The sequence below is a fragment of the Vibrio sp. 2017_1457_13 genome, assembly GCF_030851525.1.
GTDB lineage: Bacteria > Pseudomonadota > Gammaproteobacteria > Enterobacterales > Vibrionaceae > Vibrio > Vibrio metschnikovii.
The window spans coordinates 76,314-97,118 of record NZ_VHTA01000011.1; the positions used below are offsets into that span (position 1 = coordinate 76,314).

Below are 20,805 nucleotides of genomic sequence, written 5' to 3' on the forward strand. Positions count from 1 at the left end.
CTCTTGTTACAATAGCGCATCTGATTGTAAATAAAATGCTTAATAGAGTCTGAACGCTGCGCGGTTTACCTGCATGTCGGCGTTATTGTATGACGATTAAGCGTCATATTGAATACTAGTATGAATAGAATGACTCCGCTCTATCTTTCTTCATTACGCCAAGTTAATTGGCAATGGCCGGAAGATTTTACTTATCCTACGGATAACGCCCAATCTTGGCTATTAGAGCAAGGGTCGTTATCGCGTCTGATGGCTCAGTATTGTCAGCGACTGAGTATTATTCAGCACCATAACCAGTGGCTGGAACCTGCACAACTGGATTTTACGGAAGTGACGTGGTTAACGGCAGAAACGTGTCTATTACGTCAGGTTATTTTAGCCGGAGATACTAAACCCTGGGTCTTCGGTCGTACACTCATTCCTCAAAGCTCTTTGCAAGATCAGCCAGAGGATTTGACTCAACAAGGGGATATTCCGCTTGGCCTTACCGTCTTTAACAGTGATCATGTTCGACGGGATGGATTACAAGTTGGCTGGGCGATGACCTCAGATGGCCCGTTACTTGCGCGACGTTCACGATTATGGATGAATCATAAACCGATGTTAGTCGCTGAATTATTTTTGCCCGATTGCCCAATTTACGCGAAGGAGAGTGTGTAAATGAACCAAGCAAAAGTTCATGCCTATTGGCAACTGATGCGTATGGATCGACCTATTGGTTCGTTGTTGCTGTTATGGCCAACGTTATGGGCGCTGATTTTAGCAGCGCAAGGTATGCCGGATTTTCACGTACTTGTGGTGTTTGTGGTTGGGGTGTTTGCGATGCGTTCCGCCGGTTGTGTGATTAATGATTTTGCCGATCGTCATGTTGATGGGCATGTGAAGCGCACAGCTCAACGTCCGTTACCCACTGGGAAAGTGAGTGAGAAGGAAGCGATTGGGTTGTTTTTAGTCTTGGTGATCCTGTCTTTTTTACTGGTACTAACCATGAATCCTTTGACAATAAAACTCTCTTTAGTCGGGGTGTTACTGGCTTTCATCTATCCTTTCATGAAACGTTATACTCAAGTACCTCAGCTTTTTCTGGGCTTAGCATTCAGCTGGTCGATTCCGATGGCATGGGCCGCTCAAGCCAATGCCTTGCCTCCAATCATCTGGTTAGTCTTTGGGGTAAACCTGCTATGGACGATTGCTTATGATACTCAATATGCGATGGTTGACCGTGATGACGATCTGTTGATTGGAGTGAAATCCACCGCGATTTTATTTGGTCGTCGTGATAAAGCGATCATTGGTGTGTTGCAACTGATGACGATCGTTTTATTGATCGCACTGGGTTGGGTTTATTCGCTAGGAGCCAGTTATTACTGGGCGATTTTAATTGCCAGTGGTTTATTTGTGTATCAGCAGCATTTAATTCGTCATCGACAACGTATGCCTTGCTTTCATGCTTTTTTGAACAATAACTATGTCGGTATGGTCATTACATTGGGGTTAATACTCTCACTGTGGTGGTAACTCGATGATCAACGACTAAGGCATCCCGTGGGATGCCTTAGTGTTATTGGGTCAGTGATAACCAGCGTCTGTAACCGTGATGACGTTAACTCATTACCACTCGACCTGACAGATACTCTCTTGAATGGTTAAACGGACTTCAGGATAGAGCATCAGGTAAAGCGCATCGGCAAACTGCTGAGTTTTTTCCAATTGGCAATAACCATCATGACCTAAGTAGCCTTGTTCGGTTAAAGTGACAAACAGCGCCGAAAAAACACCTTTATCAAAAAATTCTGGCGCATTAATCCCATGCAGTCGTCCCAGCCGTTGAGCAATCTCTTGGCTCTTAGCTTCGAGATCCGTTTTGGCTAAATCTGGGTTAGCAACCAGTAGATTCAAGGCAATCGCATAACGTTGCAGTGTTTCGGAAATCGTTCGACCAAGGAGCATCAAGACTTGTGTCTGGGCTTGGTTGATGGTTACCGTTTGCTGTTCAATCGTCACTAAGTGTTGGCGCTCAAGCTCGGATAGGTAACGCTCAACAATTTCATCCAATTCATGTTCGGCATAGCTTAAAAATAGTTCTTGCTTAAGGAAAGGATAGACTTGAGCAACGGTTTGCTGGATAGCACTGATCGATAATGATTGCTGACGGATCAGCATCTGCGCAATTAGCGATGGTAGTGCCAGTAAATGAATGATGTTATTACGATAATAAGTCATCAAAATCGACTGGTTACGATCTAATGAGATAATGTCGCCAATACTGTCGGTTTCAACCAAAAACTTATCTAACGACTCAGCATGGGTGACCAATTTCTCTGCGCTATCACTAGGTACGGTAAAGGTCGTCGAGTAAGGAACATTGCGTAGTAGCGCTAAATAACAATCGATTTGTTTGACCAAATTGTCCCGAGCTAATGCACGTTGCCTTGAGGCTAATAATGCGGTCGCACACAAGGTCATCGCATTGGCGGCAGCAGCATCGTTAATGTGTGTCATCATTTTGGTCGCTAATTGGTTAACGATAGGCATCATCCATTGGGGTTTGCTGCCCCCCATGGCATCAATGTCTTGAGTCCACTCTGGTGCATGTTCATTAAGATAGTGATTAAGAGGGATTGGCTCACCGAAATTAACGTAGCCTTGGCCAAAGTTACGTAGTTTACGTAGCGTGCGAAACACTAAGCCTGCATTCTCTTTTTCTTTGCGTTTACCGCGCAGCTCTTTGGCGTAAGTGCCGACTTCCATCACGTGTTCATAGCCAATGTAGACGGGCACTAGGGTTACAGGACGGTTCAAGCCACGCAGCATGGCTTGAATGGTCATTGCTAACATACCGGTTTTGGCTTGCAGTAAACGCCCGGTACGTGATCGGCCACCTTCACTGAAATATTCTACCGAGTAGCCTTTAGCAAACAATTCTGCCAGGTATTCGCGGAAAATCGTCGAATAAAGAGGATCGCCTTTAAAACTCCGACGGATAAAAAATGCTCCGCCACGGCGGAATATTTGTCCGGCAGGGAAAAAGTTTAAATTAATGCCCGCGGCAATGTGCGGAGGAACTAACCCTTCGTGATAGAGCACATAAGAGAGTAGAAGATAATCCATATGGCTACGATGACAAGGAACATAGACAATTTCATGACCATCTTGAGCGAGTCGACGTACCGTGGCCGCGTTGTTGATGTTCAGCCCTTGATAAATGCGATTCCATAGCCAGCCAAGAACATGATCCCCTTTTTTGATTAAAGAGTATGAAAAGTCGGCGGCGATCTCATCCAAAATATTATGCGCTTCTTTACGAGCTTTCTCTAATGAGATGTTTTTACGGTTGGCTTCATCGACAATCGCTTTTTCTATCGCAGGGGAGGTCATTAGTCTTGAAAATAACTGATGACGCTGAGGTAAGTTAGGGCCGGAAGCGGCTAATTTTTGACGAGAGAAGTGAATGCGTGCCACTCGTGCGAGTTTATGGGCAATTGAACTATCGGTCCCGTGAGCATCGGCCATGTAACGCAATGAAACTACAGGGCTAAAACGGACCAAACAGTCACGTCCAGAGATCACCACGGCGATGGCTTTTTGTAACCCGTTTAGAGCTTGTAAGTAAGGTTTTTCTTGTCCCTCTTTACCCGGACGTCTTCCCCATAGCACACTTGCAGGAATCATTTGAACATCCAATTCAGAATCATGCTTATGTAAGGCTAACAGTTCAGAAAAGGTAGTAATCGATTCGTTAGGCACATTATGGTCGTCTTGCAGTAGCGCTGGACGAGAAGCGATAAAAACATAACGTTTTAGCGTTTGACCATTAATGGTCAGTGGGGTCAGTGGGTCGGGGAGCCCCGCATTGAGCGCATGAGTTTGTAACGTCAGTAGATCAACATTCGAGCGAAACGGTAAGACATAAACAATCGGTTTATGCAGATCAATGGCTAAATCATCAATCGGGTTCGATGGGATCGCCGTGCCTTTTACCATTACCGATAGCGGTAATTTTAATAAAGAGCGAGAAAATGAGTGTCCGGAAGACATAAGAGTTCAAGGCCTCAAGATGCTGTACTAAAACTCAAACCGAGAGCGATCGATTTGAGTCGGTGTCTTTTTTTGAAGCGCAAGAATACCAGAAACTGGTCAAACCTTTTAATACTATTCCGTCATGTCAGTTGATTGCTTACTAGAGGTTTGATTTGTTTCATGATTCCTGTTCGAAACACTGCCCAGCCGTGACGGGCGGTGGAGTAATCAAAAAAGCAGCAATCCACTTTGCTTTTCGTGAATTACTGGATATACTCACAGTTAACTGTATAAAAAGACAGGTGAGTCATGAAGCCGTTAACGCCACGCCAGCAACAAGTCTTCGAGCTAATTAAAAGTAAGATCGAAGAAACCGGAATGCCACCCACTCGCGCTGAAATCGCTCGCGAACTGGGATTTCGTTCAGCCAATGCGGCAGAAGAGCACTTAAAAGCTCTCGCTCGTAAACAAGTGATTGAAATTGTTCCCGGTGCTTCACGTGGGATTCGTATTTTAGTAGGGGCAGCCAATGATGCTGAGCAAGATCTTGGTTTACCTTTGATCGGCCGAGTCGCGGCTGGTGAACCGATCCTCGCGCAAGAGCACATCGAAGCGCATTATCATGTTGATCCGAGTATGTTTCGGCCTCAAGCCGACTTTCTACTCCGTGTTCAGGGGGAAAGCATGAAGGACATTGGTATTATGGATGGTGATTTGCTCGCGGTTCATAAAACTCAGGATGTGCGTAATGGGCAAGTTGTTGTCGCTCGTGTCGAAGAAGATGTGACGGTCAAACGTTTAGAGCGTAAAGGCGCGAAAGTGTGGCTGCATGCTGAGAATGACGCTTTTGCACCGATTGAAGTTGACTTAACTTGTCAAGATTTAGCGATTGAAGGGATTGCCGTTGGGATTATCCGTAATACCGATTGGATGTGACCCCTGCTCAAATATCACGCATTAGCTTGCCAATCTAATTGATATTCATTATCATCTTTTTATGGTGACATAAGGAAGATGATAATGCCCTCTAAGTACACTCATTCATCACCACGTTATCAAGTACCCACTCGTTTACTGCAGCCGCTTTGGTTGCGTAGCCGTGAAAGTTTCGTCGATGATGGCTTGGTCTATGATCCGATAGCCGCTCGTGCCTGTCAGCGTTGTCACCTTGCGCCAGACTGTCTCGCGGGCGACATTCCGCAAAAACAGCTATTGCATGTTACGCTGGCTCGACTGTGCGATCAGCAAATTCATCGTTTTTTAGCGACCCATCCTGATGGCTGGATCATTAATGTTGGCGCTGGTTTAGATACGCGTTTTTACCGAGTCGATAATGGGCGCTGTCACTGGGTGGAAGTCGATGTGAGTGAGCATTTGTTATGGCGGCAAAAACTGTTTCATCGTAGTGAGCGTTATCAGCATTGCTGCGGTAGTGTCGATAATCTTGACTGGTTAGAGCGGTTAATCATTCCTGATTCGGCTCCGGTATTGATCTTATGTGAACATGCGTTATTAGACTGCCACGCAAAGCAGATTTCTTCTTTTATTCGTGCGTTGGGGCTGCATTTCGTTAATGCTCGCGCTTGTTTAGTTCTGGCGGGTGATAAAACTATGACACGTCTTGGACAAAAAATGGGCTCTGGTCATTATCAACATGGTTTTGCTAAACCGGATCAAGCGATACTCAATGCTTTGCCTTGGGCACATAGCGCCTTGCTGTTATCGCCCCTTGACCGCCATTGCCATCGCTGGAAACTTTGGCAACGTTTGGTGAGTAAAATCAACGGATTCAAACATCGCCTAACCCCCGTGGTGGTCCAAGTGCGTTGGTAATGTCTTGGCGTTATTGGGATTGATGCTCATTGAGCGCTGTCCGTCGTCATCACTTGGGAATGCTGATTATTTTCGGTACACTGGATGGCCGATCTTAAGAGGGTTTCTATGTGGCGTCGCTAGTCCAAATTCTTACCAACCGCACCATTCATCGTCAAGTCTTACTGCTTTCCATTCCTATGGTGTTGTCCAACATTACCATTCCATTGCTTGGCTTGGTCGATGCGGCGGTGATTGGTCATTTACAGCACGCATGGTATCTCGGTGGCGTCGCGCTTGGGGGCATGCTGATCAGCGTTTCTTTCTGGTTATTGGGCTTTTTACGCATGTCGACGACCGGATTAACAGCACAAGCCTATGGCGCTGATGACCGTAATCAGTTGGCTTTAGTCTGGGTACAGGGCGTGCTGATGTCTCTTGGATTTGCGGTGGTCTTTTTGTTACTGCACCGTTTGATTGGTGAAGGCGTTTTTGCCTTAAGTGAAGCCAGTGAGCAAGTGAAACATTATGCTCAGCAGTACTTTATGATTCGAGCTTGGAGTGCGCCGGCCGTATTAATCAACTTTGTGCTGCTTGGTTGGTTATTGGGGACGCAAAATGCTAAAGCGCCAATGTGGATGGTGATCATCACCAATCTGACCAATATTGTGCTCGATGTCCTGTTTGTGCTCGGTTTTGGTTGGAAAGTCTCTGGCGTCGCGTTGGCTTCAGTGATCGCCGATTACCTTGGTATGGCTTTTGGTTTATGGTGTGTCTGGCGCTTTTGGCGTGCTAAAGGTTTACCATCACCTTGGGCTTTATTATTGCAAAGTACTCAAGGGATGAGTCGTTTTGTACGTTTAAATCGTGACATTTTCTTGCGTTCGTTATGTTTGCAGGCTGCCTTTAGTTTTATGACGTTTCAAGGCGCGGCTTTTGGTGATCAAGTTGTCGCTGCGAATGCGGTGCTGATGAGCTTCTTGATGATGATCTCTTACGGCATGGATGGTTTTGCATACGCGATTGAGGCGATGGTGGGCAAAGCGGTAGGAGCGAAAAGCCCGTCGCAACTTAAAGCTTCTATTATTGGCAGTACGTTTTGGAGCTTACTAATTTGCCTTGGGCTAACGGCCGTCTTTGCGTTCTCAGGCTCGAACCTGATTGGTTTAATTACGTCTATTCCAAGTGTACAGCAGACGGCTCAGGAATATCTGCCGTGGTTAGTCGCGATGCCGCTGGTGGCGATGTGGTGTTTTTTACTCGATGGGATATTTATTGGTGCCACGAAAGGGCGAGAGATGCGTAACAGCATGTTTATTGCCGCCAGTGGTTTTTTTCTGGTGTTTATACTTTTCTCTGCTTGGCAAAACCACGCTTTATGGCTAGCGATGTTAACGTTTATGGCATTGCGTGGACTGAGTTTAGGTTGGGTATTAAAGCGCCAGTGGCAGCGAGGCGATTTTCTCTAGCTTAGGAAGAGACAGCTTAAACTGACGACGACTCTTTTGTTTAAGTCGCCGTCATCAACCATGGTTAAAACAAGCGGTTTAATCCATTGAGCGCGGCAACACGATAAGCTTCAGCCATGGTGGGATAATTGAAGGTCGTGTTGACAAAATAGTCGATGGTATTAGCAGGGCCTTTTTGTTCCATGATTGCTTGTCCAATGTGGATGATTTCTGCCGCGCGCTCCCCAAAGCAGTGAATACCTAAAATCTCTTTGCTATCGCGATGAAAGAGAATTTTTAAACTACCGATATCTTTACCAGAGATCTGTGCGCGTGCTAAATGCTTAAATGAGGATCGTCCTACTTCGTAAGGGATTTTCGCTGCGGTAAGTTCTTGTTCGGTTTTTCCAACTGAACTGATTTCTGGGATGGTATAGATACCCGTTGGGATATCTTCGATCAACTTATTCACCGCTTGGCCCTGAGTAATCGCTTGGGCGGTAAAACGGCCTTGATCGTAAGCAGCACTGGCAAGGCTTGGGTACCCAATCACATCCCCAACCGCATAGATGTGCTCGACATCGGTTTGATAATTGTGGTTGACGGTTAATTGACCACGGGCGTCGGCGGCGAGACCAACCGCTGATAAATTCAGTTGATCGGTATTACCCGTACGACCGTTAGCGTACAACAAGCAGTCCGCTTTCATCTTTTTACCCGATTGTAAGTGGACAATCACGCCATCATCAGTACCTTCAATTTTCTGATGGGTTTCATCGTTGCGAATCACCACGCCACTATTCCAAAAGTGGTAAGAGAGCGCATCAGAAATTTCATTATCTAAAAAAGCCAATAAGCGATCACGAGTATTGATCAGGTCGGTCTTTACGCCTAACCCTCTAAAAATAGAGGCGTATTCACAACCAATCACCCCTGCACCATAAATAATAATATGCTGTGGATCGTGTTTTAAATTTAAAATCGAATCGCTGTTGTAGATCCGAGGATGGGTAAAATCGATATCATTCGGTTGGTAAGGTCGAGAGCCAGTGGCAATCACAAATTTATCGGCTTGATAGTGCTCGATGCTGCCATCGTGTTTATGAACTGCGACAGTGTGAGGGTCGATAAATTCGGCGCTACCAAAAATTAAGCTACATTGGTTTCGGTCATAAAAGCCTTGTCGTAAGCGAGTTTGTTTATCGATAACGGTTTTTGCATGACCGAGAATGGATGAAAATGTGGCGTGTATGCTGGTGTTGTTTTTACAAAACAGCGGGTTACTGTTGAATTCAATGATTCGACTGACGGCGTGACGTAAAGCTTTCGAGGGAATGGTTCCCCAGTGTGTACAACCGCCGCCGACGGTGCTTTCCTTTTCTATGATCGCGACATTCATGCCAGCTTTGGCTAATCCCATTGCTGCGCCTTCTCCGCCAGGTCCGCTGCCGATGACGATAACGTCAAACTGGTGCTTCTGTGTCATAGGATATCCTTGTTGTTATCGATGCTTATCAGTGCTGTAGCGAGATTGTAACTGATTGTGTTGCTAGGTAAATCTCATTTCCCCGATAGGGTGTTTAGGATCACGACATTTTATAGGATAGCGGCTGGAGAATTTAAGTGTGGTATTTTTGTGTTGTTGAATGGTTGAGAAAATGCAGACACTGCTATGCAAGCTGGGATCGACAATGGTGCGTTTCGCGTTATAGTATGCGGTTGATGATAAGGCTATGAGAATAGGTTCAGTATGAAATCTACCGGAATTCGTGCGCTACAAAAAGAAAAAACTCGTCGTTCATTGATTGACGCAGCGTTTAGCCAATTGAGTGCGGATCGCAGCTTTTCTAATTTAAGTTTACGTGAGGTCGCACGCGAAGCTGGGATTGCCCCCACCTCTTTTTATCGACATTTTAAAGACATGGATGAGTTGGGGTTGACCATGGTTGATGAAGGTGGATTACTGCTACGTCAACTGATGCGTCAAGCGCGGCAGAGAATAGTTAAAGAGGGCAGTGTCATACGTACGTCAGTGGAAACCTTTATGGAATTTATTGAAAGTAGTCCTAATGTGTTTCGTTTACTGTTGCGCGAACGTTCTGGCACTTCGTTTGAGTTTCGCGCTGCAGTAGTGCGTGAAATTCAACATTTTTCTGCTGAGCTGACCGAATACCTGATTAATACCGGTATGGGACGAGAAGAAGCGGTCATCCAAGCTGAAGCGTCAGTGACGTTAGTCTTTAGCTCCGGCGCGCAAGCATTAGATCTAGAACGACAAGCGCGTGATGAATTGTCTGAGCGACTGATCATGCAGTTGCGTATGATGGCAAAAGGAGCCCTTTGGTATCGCAAAGAGCGTGAACGTAATCGACTAAAAAATGGGATAGAGTAATGAGTAACGAAACATCACCCACTTCCAATAGTAAAACATTGCTGCTTGCCTTAATTAGTGGCATGTGCGGTGACGCACTTTTATCATGGCTGACGATCAGCGAGGTCTCTTTCTCCCTCTTTCCACTGATTGCCCTCGTGTTGTCGGTACAAATGTTATACCAAGACTATTTACGTCATCCAGTAGCAGACGATATTCCGTTGGTTGGTTTAGCCTGTTTTTTTGTCGGAGCTTTTGGCCACTCGGCGTTTATGAAGGCTCAATACCCCGATTCAGGTTCAATGCTGTTTTCAGTGATTGTGGTATTAGGGCTTTTGTGGTGGATTGGTAAAAAGCTCGGTTTTATCGGACGCAAAAATTAACGAGCCGCTAGGCTCGTTAATTTCTTTTATGCTTTACGCTCTAGCATCACACCTGCTTCCATGTGGTGGGTAAATAGAACTCTGAATCTTGTGGCGTCTTATAAAGTCCAGGTTTGAATTTTAATTTATTGTTTTTGTTGATATTTTTACCACTCCTTGTCCAAGGAGGTCTTTAGTCGTACAATGAAAACTCGTCTTTCCCCGTACCCGACGCCGTACCCAGAGCCGTACCCAGAAATGCAGAGGTTTTTAAACCATGACCAAGCGAATTAGCACCAATGCCACGTTGCAATCATTGAAAGCACAAGACAAAGAATACTTAGTTCCAGATAAGAAAATTGAAGGATTGAATATTCGTGTTCGCCCAACGGGCACAATGACTTGGATCTTTCGCTTTCAGGTTGGCAAAAAACACGAAAAAATCACCATGGGGCGGTATGTTAAGTTGAAACCGGAAACGGGGATGACACTTGAACAGGCTCGAACAGAAGCGGGGCGTTACCGCAGTTGGCTGGAAAATAATAAGAATCCGAAGCAGGAACTAGCGCGAGAGCAGCGCGAGCAAGAGGAAGCGAAAACCTTTGACGATGCTTTCGCCAGTTTTGACGAGAAGCGTTTGTCCAAGCAGCTACGAGGTGAACAAGCGAGGGCAATCTACATCCGGGATATAAAACCATTTCTTGGTCACATCAAACTAGAAGAGTTGAGAATTCATGATCTCAATAAAGTGTTTGATGCCAAGGTTGATGAGAGTGGTAAGAGAAAGGCGGGTGCGATTGGAGCATGCCACAAAATCATCAATCAGGTGATCAACCATGCACTGGCTTTGAATATGCTCGGCGCTCACCCTGCACCACATTTGAAATCCAAGGATGTCGGTGGTGGCTCTAAAGTCACCAAGCGCAATTTGAGCTTTTCAGAGTTGAAGACATTGCTAACTAGTTTGCCTTCTTGGCGTACAGAGCCCTCTAACGTCCGTCTAATGCAGTATTTGCTTGGTTGTGGGCAACGTATTAGTGCTGTGCTTGAAATGTGCTGGAGTGAGGTAGATTGGCAAGAAAAGGTATGGTTGTTACCTGCCAGCTCTGAGGAGCGCCACACCAAAAGCCAGGAGAGTCGGAAAGTACCATTAAGCGATTACCTGTTGGCACTGCTTAAAGAGCAGCGTGAGAGTGTACCCAGCAAATGGAAATTTGTTTGGCCTCAGCTTTTGGTCGATAAGGTTCAAGAGCCAGCAGCGGTACGTGCGCTAATCAAACGTAACTTACCGGATGATTTTGAGCGTTTCTCGCCGCACGATTTGCGCCGAACGTTTATCAGCCGTTGCAGCGAAATGGGGTTAGACATTGTGGCGATTGAAAAGACGGTCGGCCACCAGCTACCAGGCATGTTGCGGGTATACAACCATCACGATTATCTTAAAGAGCAGCTGGTGGTATTACAAGCATGGGGGGAGAAGTTGCAATCGTTAGTTGTAGAAAACGTTGTTCCGTTGGGAAAAATAAAATCTGTTTGAGTCATGGTGACCCTAAGTTAGTGTAATTTTTAGGGGGGTAAGCCTCAGCCTAGTCTGGCAATTTTACCGCTCCATCACAAGAATTTAAATACAGACACTTTCAGCGGAGTTGAAAGGGTGAGTAATCAGGAACTTTAATAAGCAGGGATGCAAGCTTACATAGCTTTCATTCAGGTGTGTTTCGTTATCACTTTCCCATCACACTATATAATACTTAATTTATACTTTTGTTTTGGTTGTTGATATAACAAGTCATAAAGTAAATATGGCTAGGTTTTTCATGTCTTCTCCTAATAAAAATCAACAAATAGCAATACACCACTACAAAGGACCGCTTCTAATCATAGCTGGTCCTGGTTCTGGTAAAACCTACACGCTAGTTGAGCGCATCATCAACCTTATCAATGTGCATCATGCAGCCCCAGAACAACTATTTGTTGTTACGTTCACGGAGAAAGCAGCTCAGGAACTCAAGACACGGATTTCAATGTGAATGAAATGTACCTGGGAACCAGAAGTGGACCCCAACGGTTGGACACTTCTCTTTTACCTATCGAGCTTAGAAAGCTTGGACTCCAACATTAGAATATACAATAAGTTATGAACAACTGGCGTACTTGGAAAATAAAATACAAAAAACAAATTGATCATGTGGTAGGGTATGAGGAGGCATTTGTTGACAAGATTCTATCTCAAATACCAGAGATTAGCCCCGCAGATGTAGTACCTCAATTTCATTTTATCGATGACAACGGTGGTAACCGTTATATCGATTTCATGATTGTAAATGAAAGTAAAGGTTACTTCCTGCCAATTGAGCTAGATGGGACATATAAAGATATTAATCATCAACGCTGGAAAGATTTTCTTGTTCGTCAAAATTCACTGATAACTAAATTTGGCATGGTGCTTCGTTTTAGCAACAAACAAATGATCTGGGAGTCTTCTGAAGTTGTGGCTAAGATTAGACAAACCCTTCACCTTCAATCGACCAATAAGATCACTGAAGAAAGTAAGGTTCGAGAACGAGAACGTTTGATGGAATGGTACGAGAAGAAAATCAATGAACTGGAGCGTTCAAGCCATAATCATAAATCGATTGAAGATGAAATTAACCAACTCAGAACATTGGTTGAAGAAATAAGAGCGCCACAACAACAAGCCCCCACAAAAGAGTTGGTGACCAACCAAAAGGTTTCCGGGTCTAAATCTAGTTTTTGGTTAGGTATAAGTGTTGCGTTATCTACCGTATTAGTTGGAGTTATCTTTCTGTGGACAAAATCTGAAGTGCCAGATTTCAATGAATTGAAGCAGCCCATAGATAACCGTGGAGCTGCTATAAGCATTATGAATGCTTCCGGTGAGTCAATGATAGAAATTGACAACTTAACAAGCTCTAATGGTAATGATGTCAAAACCGATGATAAAAAAAGTATCCATGAATGGGTAGAAGTTAACGTTGATGAAGCGGTACCAACTCGGGCGGGGGAGTTACACAAGCAAGGGGCTATTGCAACCAGCCAAGCAAAAAGCTTGGTTGGGACATATCAGGTCGTGTGCGGAGTTGCCAAAGAGGTTAAAGCCTTTTCTAAAGGGACTTACCTTAATTTTGAATACCCATCCCCGAACACAACGTTTAGGGCTATTGTTTGGGACTCAGACGCAGACAATGTATTAAGATACGGTGAGCAGTTCCAACACTTTTTAAATCAAAGACTCTGTATCTCAGGTGATATCACTTCATTTAATGGCCAGCCTCAGATAATCGTAAAATACAATAATCAAATTGAGATATTCTAAAATGAAAAACTTAGCATTAGTCGGAACCTTATGTCTTTCTTTAATGGCACTACCAACTCAAGTCAGGGCCAATGAACAAAGGATTGAATCATACCGTGCCGCTTTTCATGTTGGTGAGACAGTAATGGCTTGTGGAGTCGTGGCCCAAGTGCACAAGGGTAGAAAGGCGACTTACCTAAATCTAGATAAGCCATACCCGAACCAATCGTTAGCAATTTTAATTTGGGATGATAACCTGAAAGGCTTTGAGAACCGCTTTGGTCAACTGACTAGATTTAATGAGCAAAAAGTCTGTGTGCGAGGAAAAATCACGGAAAACAAAAATAGCTTGCAGATGCAGGTTTCTAATCCTCAATTTCTTCGTTTAATGAAGTAAAATGTAAAAATACACACTCCAGTCAGAATGCCGTTTCAAACTGGCAGCGAATGTTGCCAGTCTCTTTCTACTTGTCGACTAAGTAGATCACAATTCGAGTTTAAAACTAAGGTAAACGCCCCATGAACCCACGGGGCGATCTTGCTAATGTTTGAAGTTCCAAGGCAGGAGCGCATCGATATAGCGGATAAGTTTCAGCCATTGGCCGAGCGTGTATTTTATCGCCTTACCCAGCGGGCTAGACTCCATCACTTGTTGAGTCGTCATCCACTCGTACAACTCATCCAGTATCGGCTTAGCATGTTGTTTACGTTCTGATTTTCTTTTTTCAGCAGATTCACCTTTTAAGCGAGATTCTATTCCATAGAGCTTCTGGATTTTGGCCAGCGCTTTATCTGCTTTGTTAACAGAGTTAATACCATCATGTTTGTTTCTCCTATTGGTTATCTATTTTTCATTCTCCATGTTTTTTCAAATATGCAAGGCGCAAAAAAGGGGCCGAAGCCCCTTGGATCAGATATGAACTTTCGGAAAGCCCATGGCACCGTAAACATTCAGCACATCATTCCAATCCCAACTTTTCACGCCAAGTGACGTTGGTATCGGAGGGATCAACACTTGTGTCAGAATGCCTTTTTGCCAGGCTTTTTTCTTGAGTTCATTCGCTGCATTCAGGCCGGTCTCAGAGAGATCGTGGTCTGCCCAGATGTACAGCATTTTCACATTACTTGGTGGTTCAAACCTAGCCAGTAGCGTTGCATTCACAACCGACCTTCCATTCAATCTGTCTGAGAGTTCTAGAGGAATATCGAGAGTTCACTAGGCTGAAACGCTCATTTGTGCTGATGGACCAGTTTGATCAGCAGTACTTCCTTTATCAGAATTTACGAGCGTTCAGAGATATTGAAGGCATCGAGCACATTCAGGGAGAGCATAAACTCCCTGCTTGGATTAAGTCAGAAAATCTAATGACTTGGTTGAATAAGGCTTCTGAAGAGGTTCTTGACGTTGAGGTGCTGTGCCAATCTCCTGATATGGCAATCAATGCATTGGGCGAGAGCTATCGCGTATATCAAACGCTGCTAACTAAGCACAACGCGTTGGATTTTTCTTGTATTCAGTTAGAAACGTATCATCTATTGCTTGAGAATCCATCACTGCTTGAGGAGCTTCAAAATAAGCTTGAATACCTCATGGTGGATGAATACCAAGATACCAATACTATTCAGGAAAAGCTGCTTCAGTTACTGATGGGAGAAAAGCAAAACCTGTGTGTTGTTGGTGATGATGACCAAGCTTTGTACCGTTTCCGTGGTGCAAGTGTGCGTAACATACTCGAGTTTCCACAACAGTTTTCTCCTGGCCAGTGTCAACAAGTTAAGTTATCTACCAACTATCTTCACACCCTGAAATCGTTGGCTTCTACGATACGTATATGGGAGATAAGCCTTGGTTACGAGGCCAAGTTAACTATCGCTATCCCAAAAACATAATTGCGCGAGATGGCGACTTTCCGGATGGGCCAGCGGTAGTGAGTGCCATTACTCCTGAAGGAGATGATTGGCATGACGATATTTACCAGTTGTTAACTCATTTGAGAGACAATGGCCAACTGACCGACTGGAATCAAGTGGCTTTCTTATTCCGATCAGTGAAGAACGATAAAGTGAGAGCTCTAGCTCAATCGCTCGAAGATAAAGGGATTCCTGTCTATTCTCCGAGAGCCAATTTATTCTTCGAACGAGAAGAAATTCGATTGATGATCGGGGTTCTTCATATTGTTTTCCCCATGGTTCTACCTGACCGCAAAAAACGCTCACAGGAAGGGAAAGCTCTGCCTATATGGAACTACTATGAGCAGCAATGTTTAGCGCCTTTGCTCACTGAACTGCCGAAGTCAGAACAGTCAGACTTAGTTGCCTGGTGTAAGAAAAAAGCCCATGAGCACATCAACTTAACCAAGAACGCAGATAGCTCATTTCTTGGAATCTTTTACGATATTTTGCAGTTCCCATTGTTTTCTAAATACTTAGAGCAAAAAAATGGCAATGAGCGTGCTCAGCGTAACCTAGCGCAGTTCAGCCGAATGCTTGGGAAATTTGAGTGCTTACATCGTGTCAGTGTTTTGAACCCAAAGTATTGTGAGCTTACGAGAAGATAGTGTACATAGGTATTAAGAAGCGGCTCTGGCCGAAAGCCAGAGCCTGTTTTGATTAGATATTGGACTGATAATTCCAGGGCAAGAACTGTTGTGGATTAGCCTTAACTTCACTTTCCATTCGCTGTATCGTATTAAAGTAATCCAGCACATTTATACCCGCTTCGGCTGATGTCGCTATCATCGCCATGATCACATCCGCAATGCTCGCACCAGCCTGTGTTTTATGGAACAGGGCATTTTTTCGGTTGCGAGCAACTAGCTTGAGTGCTTGCTCCGCTCGGTTATTATCCAGCTGTGCTCCCTCGAGACGGCAGAAGGCGGTCAGCCCCTCATAATGCTTAGTAAAATAATTAATTGCTTTACCAAGCCCGCTGTTTTCTTCTGTATTTCCCCTGTTCAGCTCGGCCTGACCCCAGTTTCGGATCTGCTCCATTACCGGAAGTGATAGTTTTTTATGCCAAGCTAACCGTTGCCCCGCGTTAAGTCCTAGCTCCCTGGCTTCATCATCGGATTGATTTAAAAGAGAAAAAGGAAGGATTTCGGGCATTCCGATCGCGGTTTTCGCTATTCCGATCACCGATTTCGGAGTTAGGCTAAAAGTGATCGGATAATCGCGGAAATGGGTGATCGGATAATCCCGAAATGACTGATCGGAATGCTCCGAAATATGCAACCGTGCTGAACGTGCAATTAAACCGCTGGTTATAGGCAGGAAGAACTGGTTGTTCTCGAACACTGCAAATGGCGCTGAAGCGAGCGCGATGCTTTACAGTATCGTCGAGACAGCGAAAGCCAACGGCCTTATCGTTTACGACTACATGGTCAAGTGCATGCAGGAGTTAGCGAAAGCGGAACCTGATATCGATGCACTCCTGCCTTGGAACTTCAAACACTAACAATATCGCCCCGTGGGTTCATGGCGTGGATACATTTAAACAATGAGTTAAAAGTACCTATCAAATAAATCAGAAACCAAAATCAAAATACGACAAAGCATAGAAATAGCTTAATTATCAATAAATTGTGATCTTTTTCTCTACGGTTACATAACGCCCGCTTAAAGGGCAGGCAACGTAAAACAGCTACACTCAATCAGAATAGCCATAACCTAAAATGTTCATTTGAACCAAAAATGCCCAGCGTTGCCTGTCCCTATTGAAGCGTTTGTTGAACGAAGCCGCTGCGCGGCAGAGTCAATAGCCTCTTGTCCATACTCTTCAGTAACACTGTCATTCCGACCGTGTCTACCGGAGAAATGATTATGACCCCTCATGAACAAGAACACTTCAATTTTCTTTACCAACAACATCTTACCAATCTAAAGTTGCAAGGCAAAAGACCAGCCACTATTGATGCCTACTCTCGTGCTGTTCGTCGTATTAGTGAGTTTTTTAACCGTTCACCTGATACGTTGACCACCGCAGAACTTCGCACTTACTTTGCGAGCCTTATCCAATCTCACTCATGGAGCACCGTCAAACTCGACCGTAACGGCTTGCAGTTTTTCTATCGCTACACCCTCAATCAGCAGTGGGAATGGTTAAATATCGTCAAACCACCGCAAGTGAAGCGTCTGCCGGATATTCTAACTCCTGAGCAAGTGGCATTACTGATAAGCACCACCAGAAAGCGCCACTATCAAGTGTTCTTCCTTACCCTGTATTCCATGGGATTACGCCTTGGCGAAGGACTCAACTTAACCACTCAAGATATCAACAGTAGCGCTATGCAAGTGCATATTCGTGAAGGTAAAGGCGGAAAGGACAGACTCATTCCCTTACCACAGAGAACACTGAATGCGCTTCGATCTCACTGGCTTACCCATCGGCATCCCACTCTTATATTCCCTGGCAATAATGGTCAACAAAACACACCAATGGACAGAGGCGGAATACAAAAAGCCATGAAACAGGTGCTCAAAGAGTGTCATCTCAGCTCTGCCATTAGCCCGCATTCCTTACGCCACTGCTTTGCCACCCACCTGCTTGAACAAGGACTTGACCTACGTTCACTGCAAACCCTGCTCGGTCATGGCAGTTTAAATACCACCGCTCGCTATACCCAATTAACTCAACCCAAACAATACAACATGGCAATAGCGTTGAACCAACTGGCTGACCGCCTCACTTTAAGATGGGAGGACGCATGAGCGTTTTTATCGAACTGCTTCGCCAGTATCGTGATGAACTTGAGCGGCATTATGACTCTCACATCACCGATGACATCCGCCAAGCCATGGCCGCTATGTTGCGTTGCCAAACCGAGCAACAAGGACGCTCTCAATGGTTTTGTTCTCACTGCCATCATGATGACCGATTGCCACTCTCGTGTGGTCACCGACACTGTCCTCAGTGCCAACACCGCACCACATCAGACTGGCTAGAGCGCCAAAAACAAAAACTCTTGCCCGTTCATTACTACATGGCGACCTTCACTTTACCTTATGAGTTAAGGGAGCTAGCTCGTCAGCACCCCAAAGCACTCTATCAGGCAATGTTCACTGTCGCTTCGAGCGTATTAAAAGACTTCGCCCAAAGAGAACATAAAGGAGAACTGGGCTTTACCATCGTGTTACACACTCACAGTCGACAACGAAATCTGCATCCGCATCTCCACGTTATCGTCGCTGGCGGCCGGTATGACGCTTCCCGACAACAATGGCACAAGGGCAATAAACGTTACTTGTTTAATGCCTTCGCTCTCGCTAAAGTCTGGCGAGCAAGACTGCTCGATGCCATCGTTCATGATGACGTCATGTCCTTACCTAAAAGCGTACCAAACAAGTGGGTGGTTGACTGCCGATGTGTTGGCTTCGGACTGTCCGCTCTTCAATATCTCTCCCGTTATCTTTATCGGGGCGTATTGCCAGACAAAGACATCATTAAAGTCACTGATACCGAGGTCACCTTCCGCTATCTAGACAGCCAAACCAACACGCATCAAACCCGGACTCTGCCCGTACTGAAGTTCTTATGGCTTATCCTGCAGCATGTCCTGCCCAAAGGAATGCAACGTGTCAGAGACTATGGCTTCTTGCGAGGAAATGCCAAACAGACACGCGTTAGGATCCAGTTGCTGCTACTTGCTTTGTTTTACTGTACTCCGCATAAAGAGCAACCGGTTAGAAGCAAAGCAGTGCGAGCTTGTCCCTGTTGTGACCACGAGATGGCTTGTGTCGGGGTAAGCCGACCGAGCTAGCCGAAAGGTAACCCGAATAAGGATAATGGCCGCGACTTCATTAATAGGAGATACACTGAAAAAAACACCGAAATGTTAGAGGGTTATCGACGTGATGAATAAACATCGTCACGCCGTGGCTTTGCTCGCCTTGAAAATACGGTCTACTCCGTACCTACCATAAACATCGAATCTGCAATTTACTATATAAGTGGCTTGGGCTTGTTCAACACCCAGATAAAGTGTCGGCTGCGCGACACTTATCCTTGTTTGTTAGGCTACAGGCTACCCTCTAGCATCCCTACCTTCTTCATCTTCTGGGACTCGAAAACGCCAATACTTATCAGGGCGAACCCAAACCACAGTTTCTGAATTTAGCTTTTTAAACTCATTCAGAGCTTGACGCCCTATTACCTGATTACCATCAGCGTTTTCACGCAACAGTTGTTCAGCGCACGATTTAATAGCATGATCGACAACATCATCTTGATAAAGACAACCTTGCTTTTCAAGCTCAAGTTGCATCCAAGCTGCAAGTGACTTTGCATCCATTGAATTATTCGCCAGAGCTTACTTTGAGTAGAGATTCTTGTGGAAAAACACCGTTATCTAGTTTTTTACCAGCAAACCACTGACAACGATAATTACCACTGAAAGAGCCATAATCAGTAGAGCCTAAGCCTTTTGTAATAACTTCTTTTACAGTCATATCTGGACCACCAGATTTAAGTTTTACGATATCACCAACTGCGTAAATTGCTTGTTCGCTCATAACCACTCCATACTCAACAAAACACTAATAACTATATTTTATATAAGGGTAAATTTGGCACTTTCAAGTGCTATAAGTTTAAATATGTAGCCTAACGCCCAATTAAGTAGCCCGAAACGCAACTACCAACTTCCCGCACAACGCCGTAATCACTAAACTCAACGCATAATAAAAATGCCACGCGTTGAGGGTCTGCTTGAATTGTTTGTTATATTTCAGTTCCATACAGCTACTGAAACACCAAACAACCTTTAAAAATAGCAAACAACATCAGTCACTTAACGTAAGTTGAACTAATTTTTGGCACAAAAACAAACAGTTAATTTTTAAATTGACTCAAGCTTGCCCATTGATTCTGATGATAAATCTCAGAGAAACAAACCATTAATGTAAACCAAATCAAAATAGCAGCTAAATGAGCCCAAACGATAATGTTCGATAGGTATTGATATACTTGATCAAATCAACAGCTATCCATCACAATAAATCATCAACCAGCAAAGATCCCACATTACCACTTAACTTTTAAATTTGTAACAGGTTGAATTCAAGAGAAATATAACGCTTTCTATGCGGCTTTTAGCCGCCTTTCATATTCCTATGATGCAACCTTTTTAATACCACATCAACGTGTAATCAATAGGTTAATGAAAGTTAACGGAGGTTAGATTGCATGATGCCTTATAATTTCAGAAAAATGCTGCTACCCAAACTCCTTCGGATAACTTTTGATAGGGGAAAGTACTGTGAACTAAGTGAGCGAGAACTTTTGATCTGAATTGTTTTGGGGCACTTTCGTGCTAGAAAGTGCCGAATGAAACAGTTCTGGACAGAAATGTTTCGTATCCGCCCCATGAACCCACGGGGCGATATTGTTAGTGTTTGAAGTTCCAAGGCAGGAGTGCATCGATATCAGGTTCCGCTTTCGCTAACTCCTGCATGCACTTGACAATGTAGTCGTAAAGGATA

Annotated in this window: 20 protein-coding genes and 3 pseudogenes; 16 read left to right on the plus strand and 7 right to left on the minus strand. The window is 44.6% G+C overall.

What is annotated here, in order from left to right; translation table 11 throughout:
- Positions 1–120: 120 nt before the first annotated feature.
- The gene (locus tag FKN88_RS15335) at positions 121–660 is read left to right on the plus strand and encodes a chorismate lyase (RefSeq protein ID WP_154169842.1); all 540 of its coding nucleotides are present in this window, start codon (positions 121–123) and stop codon (positions 658–660) included.
- Positions 661–1,518, plus strand: coding sequence for a 4-hydroxybenzoate octaprenyltransferase (gene ubiA, locus FKN88_RS15340; RefSeq protein WP_154169844.1), 858 nt, complete (start codon positions 661–663; stop codon positions 1,516–1,518).
- A gap of 93 nt (positions 1,519–1,611) precedes the next feature.
- On the opposite strand, the gene plsB is transcribed toward ubiA, so the two are convergent.
- The gene (gene plsB / locus FKN88_RS15345; RefSeq protein WP_154169846.1) at positions 1,612–4,038 is read right to left on the minus strand and encodes a glycerol-3-phosphate 1-O-acyltransferase PlsB; all 2,427 of its coding nucleotides are present in this window, start codon (positions 4,036–4,038) and stop codon (positions 1,612–1,614) included.
- A gap of 291 nt (positions 4,039–4,329) precedes the next feature.
- On the opposite strand from plsB, the gene lexA reads away from it, so the two are divergent.
- The 3 genes from lexA (at position 4,330) to dinF (ending at position 7,301) form a co-directional block, all read left to right on the plus strand.
- Positions 4,330–4,956, plus strand: a complete 627-nt coding sequence (lexA, locus tag FKN88_RS15350; protein ID WP_004393945.1) for a transcriptional repressor LexA — start codon at positions 4,330–4,332, stop codon at positions 4,954–4,956.
- A gap of 78 nt (positions 4,957–5,034) precedes the next feature.
- On the plus strand, positions 5,035–5,853 hold the full coding sequence (locus FKN88_RS15355) for a class I SAM-dependent methyltransferase (protein ID WP_115152674.1): 819 nt from the start codon (positions 5,035–5,037) through the stop codon (positions 5,851–5,853).
- 110 nt (positions 5,854–5,963) lie between these two features.
- Positions 5,964–7,301: an MATE family efflux transporter DinF gene (gene dinF, locus FKN88_RS15360; RefSeq protein ID WP_154169848.1), complete on the plus strand. Its 1,338-nt coding sequence runs from the start codon at positions 5,964–5,966 to the stop codon at positions 7,299–7,301.
- 64 nt (positions 7,302–7,365) lie between these two features.
- On the opposite strand, the gene sthA is transcribed toward dinF, so the two are convergent.
- Entirely contained in the window at positions 7,366–8,766 is a 1,401-nt protein-coding gene (gene sthA, locus FKN88_RS15365; protein ID WP_040903606.1) for a Si-specific NAD(P)(+) transhydrogenase, read from the minus strand.
- Between the two features lie 264 nt (positions 8,767–9,030).
- Between sthA and fabR the strand changes: the two genes are divergently transcribed.
- From fabR to FKN88_RS15395, 6 genes are all read left to right on the plus strand, one after another.
- Entirely contained in the window at positions 9,031–9,672 is a 642-nt protein-coding gene (gene fabR / locus FKN88_RS15370; protein WP_154169851.1) for an HTH-type transcriptional repressor FabR, read from the plus strand.
- Positions 9,672–10,034: a YijD family membrane protein gene (locus tag FKN88_RS15375; RefSeq protein ID WP_040903607.1), complete on the plus strand. Its 363-nt coding sequence runs from the start codon at positions 9,672–9,674 to the stop codon at positions 10,032–10,034. The genes fabR and FKN88_RS15375 overlap by 1 nt, the downstream gene beginning before the upstream one ends.
- A gap of 256 nt (positions 10,035–10,290) precedes the next feature.
- Positions 10,291–11,550: a site-specific integrase gene (locus FKN88_RS15380; RefSeq protein WP_238104461.1), complete on the plus strand. Its 1,260-nt coding sequence runs from the start codon at positions 10,291–10,293 to the stop codon at positions 11,548–11,550.
- Positions 11,551–11,830: 280 nt separating this feature from the next.
- Complete coding sequence (locus FKN88_RS15385) at positions 11,831–12,043, plus strand: UvrD-helicase domain-containing protein (RefSeq protein ID WP_306687636.1); 213 nt, start codon at positions 11,831–11,833, stop codon at positions 12,041–12,043.
- Positions 12,044–12,150: 107 nt separating this feature from the next.
- On the plus strand, positions 12,151–13,350 hold the full coding sequence (locus tag FKN88_RS15390) for a hypothetical protein (RefSeq protein WP_306687637.1): 1,200 nt from the start codon (positions 12,151–12,153) through the stop codon (positions 13,348–13,350).
- Position 13,351: 1 nt separating this feature from the next.
- Positions 13,352–13,726, plus strand: coding sequence for a hypothetical protein (locus tag FKN88_RS15395; protein ID WP_233268190.1), 375 nt, complete (start codon positions 13,352–13,354; stop codon positions 13,724–13,726).
- 174 nt (positions 13,727–13,900) lie between these two features.
- Here the strand turns inward: FKN88_RS15395 and FKN88_RS15400 are convergent.
- Positions 13,901–14,152, minus strand: a pseudogene (locus FKN88_RS15400) (transposase); the annotation flags it as partial.
- An 87-nt stretch (positions 14,153–14,239) separates the two neighbouring features.
- Positions 14,240–14,497: pseudogene (locus FKN88_RS15405) on the minus strand (toprim domain-containing protein); the annotation flags it as partial.
- On the opposite strand from FKN88_RS15405, the gene FKN88_RS15410 reads away from it, so the two are divergent.
- Both FKN88_RS15410 and FKN88_RS15415 read left to right on the plus strand, forming a co-directional pair.
- A complete protein-coding gene (locus FKN88_RS15410; RefSeq protein ID WP_306687638.1) occupies positions 14,482–15,219 on the plus strand; it encodes a UvrD-helicase domain-containing protein in 738 nt (245 codons plus the stop codon). The pseudogene FKN88_RS15405 and the gene FKN88_RS15410 sit on opposite strands and share 16 nt — an antisense overlap.
- On the plus strand, positions 15,162–15,887 hold the full coding sequence (locus tag FKN88_RS15415; RefSeq protein WP_306687639.1) for a hypothetical protein: 726 nt from the start codon (positions 15,162–15,164) through the stop codon (positions 15,885–15,887). The genes FKN88_RS15410 and FKN88_RS15415 overlap by 58 nt, the downstream gene beginning before the upstream one ends.
- 52 nt (positions 15,888–15,939) lie before the next feature.
- Here FKN88_RS15415 and FKN88_RS15420 read toward each other — a convergent pair whose 3' ends face one another.
- On the minus strand, positions 15,940–16,434 hold the full coding sequence (locus FKN88_RS15420; RefSeq protein ID WP_269135424.1) for a transposase: 495 nt from the start codon (positions 16,432–16,434) through the stop codon (positions 15,940–15,942).
- Positions 16,435–16,558: 124 nt separating this feature from the next.
- On the opposite strand from FKN88_RS15420, the pseudogene FKN88_RS15425 reads away from it, so the two are divergent.
- The 3 genes and pseudogenes from FKN88_RS15425 to FKN88_RS15435 all read left to right on the plus strand — a co-directional run.
- A pseudogene (locus tag FKN88_RS15425) lies at positions 16,559–16,783 on the plus strand (transposase domain-containing protein); the annotation flags it as partial.
- A 365-nt stretch (positions 16,784–17,148) separates the two neighbouring features.
- Positions 17,149–18,036, plus strand: coding sequence for a site-specific integrase (locus FKN88_RS15430; RefSeq protein WP_085285706.1), 888 nt, complete (start codon positions 17,149–17,151; stop codon positions 18,034–18,036).
- Complete coding sequence (locus tag FKN88_RS15435) at positions 18,033–19,085, plus strand: transposase (RefSeq protein ID WP_238134449.1); 1,053 nt, start codon at positions 18,033–18,035, stop codon at positions 19,083–19,085. Before FKN88_RS15430 ends, FKN88_RS15435 begins: the two co-directional genes overlap by 4 nt.
- 264 nt (positions 19,086–19,349) lie before the next feature.
- Here the strand turns inward: FKN88_RS15435 and FKN88_RS15440 are convergent, their stop codons facing one another.
- On the minus strand, positions 19,350–19,616 hold the full coding sequence (locus FKN88_RS15440; RefSeq protein ID WP_047104331.1) for a hypothetical protein: 267 nt from the start codon (positions 19,614–19,616) through the stop codon (positions 19,350–19,352).
- 4 nt (positions 19,617–19,620) lie between these two features.
- Complete coding sequence (locus tag FKN88_RS15445) at positions 19,621–19,836, minus strand: YodC family protein (protein ID WP_047104329.1); 216 nt, start codon at positions 19,834–19,836, stop codon at positions 19,621–19,623.
- Between the last annotated feature and the right edge of the window lie 969 nt (positions 19,837–20,805).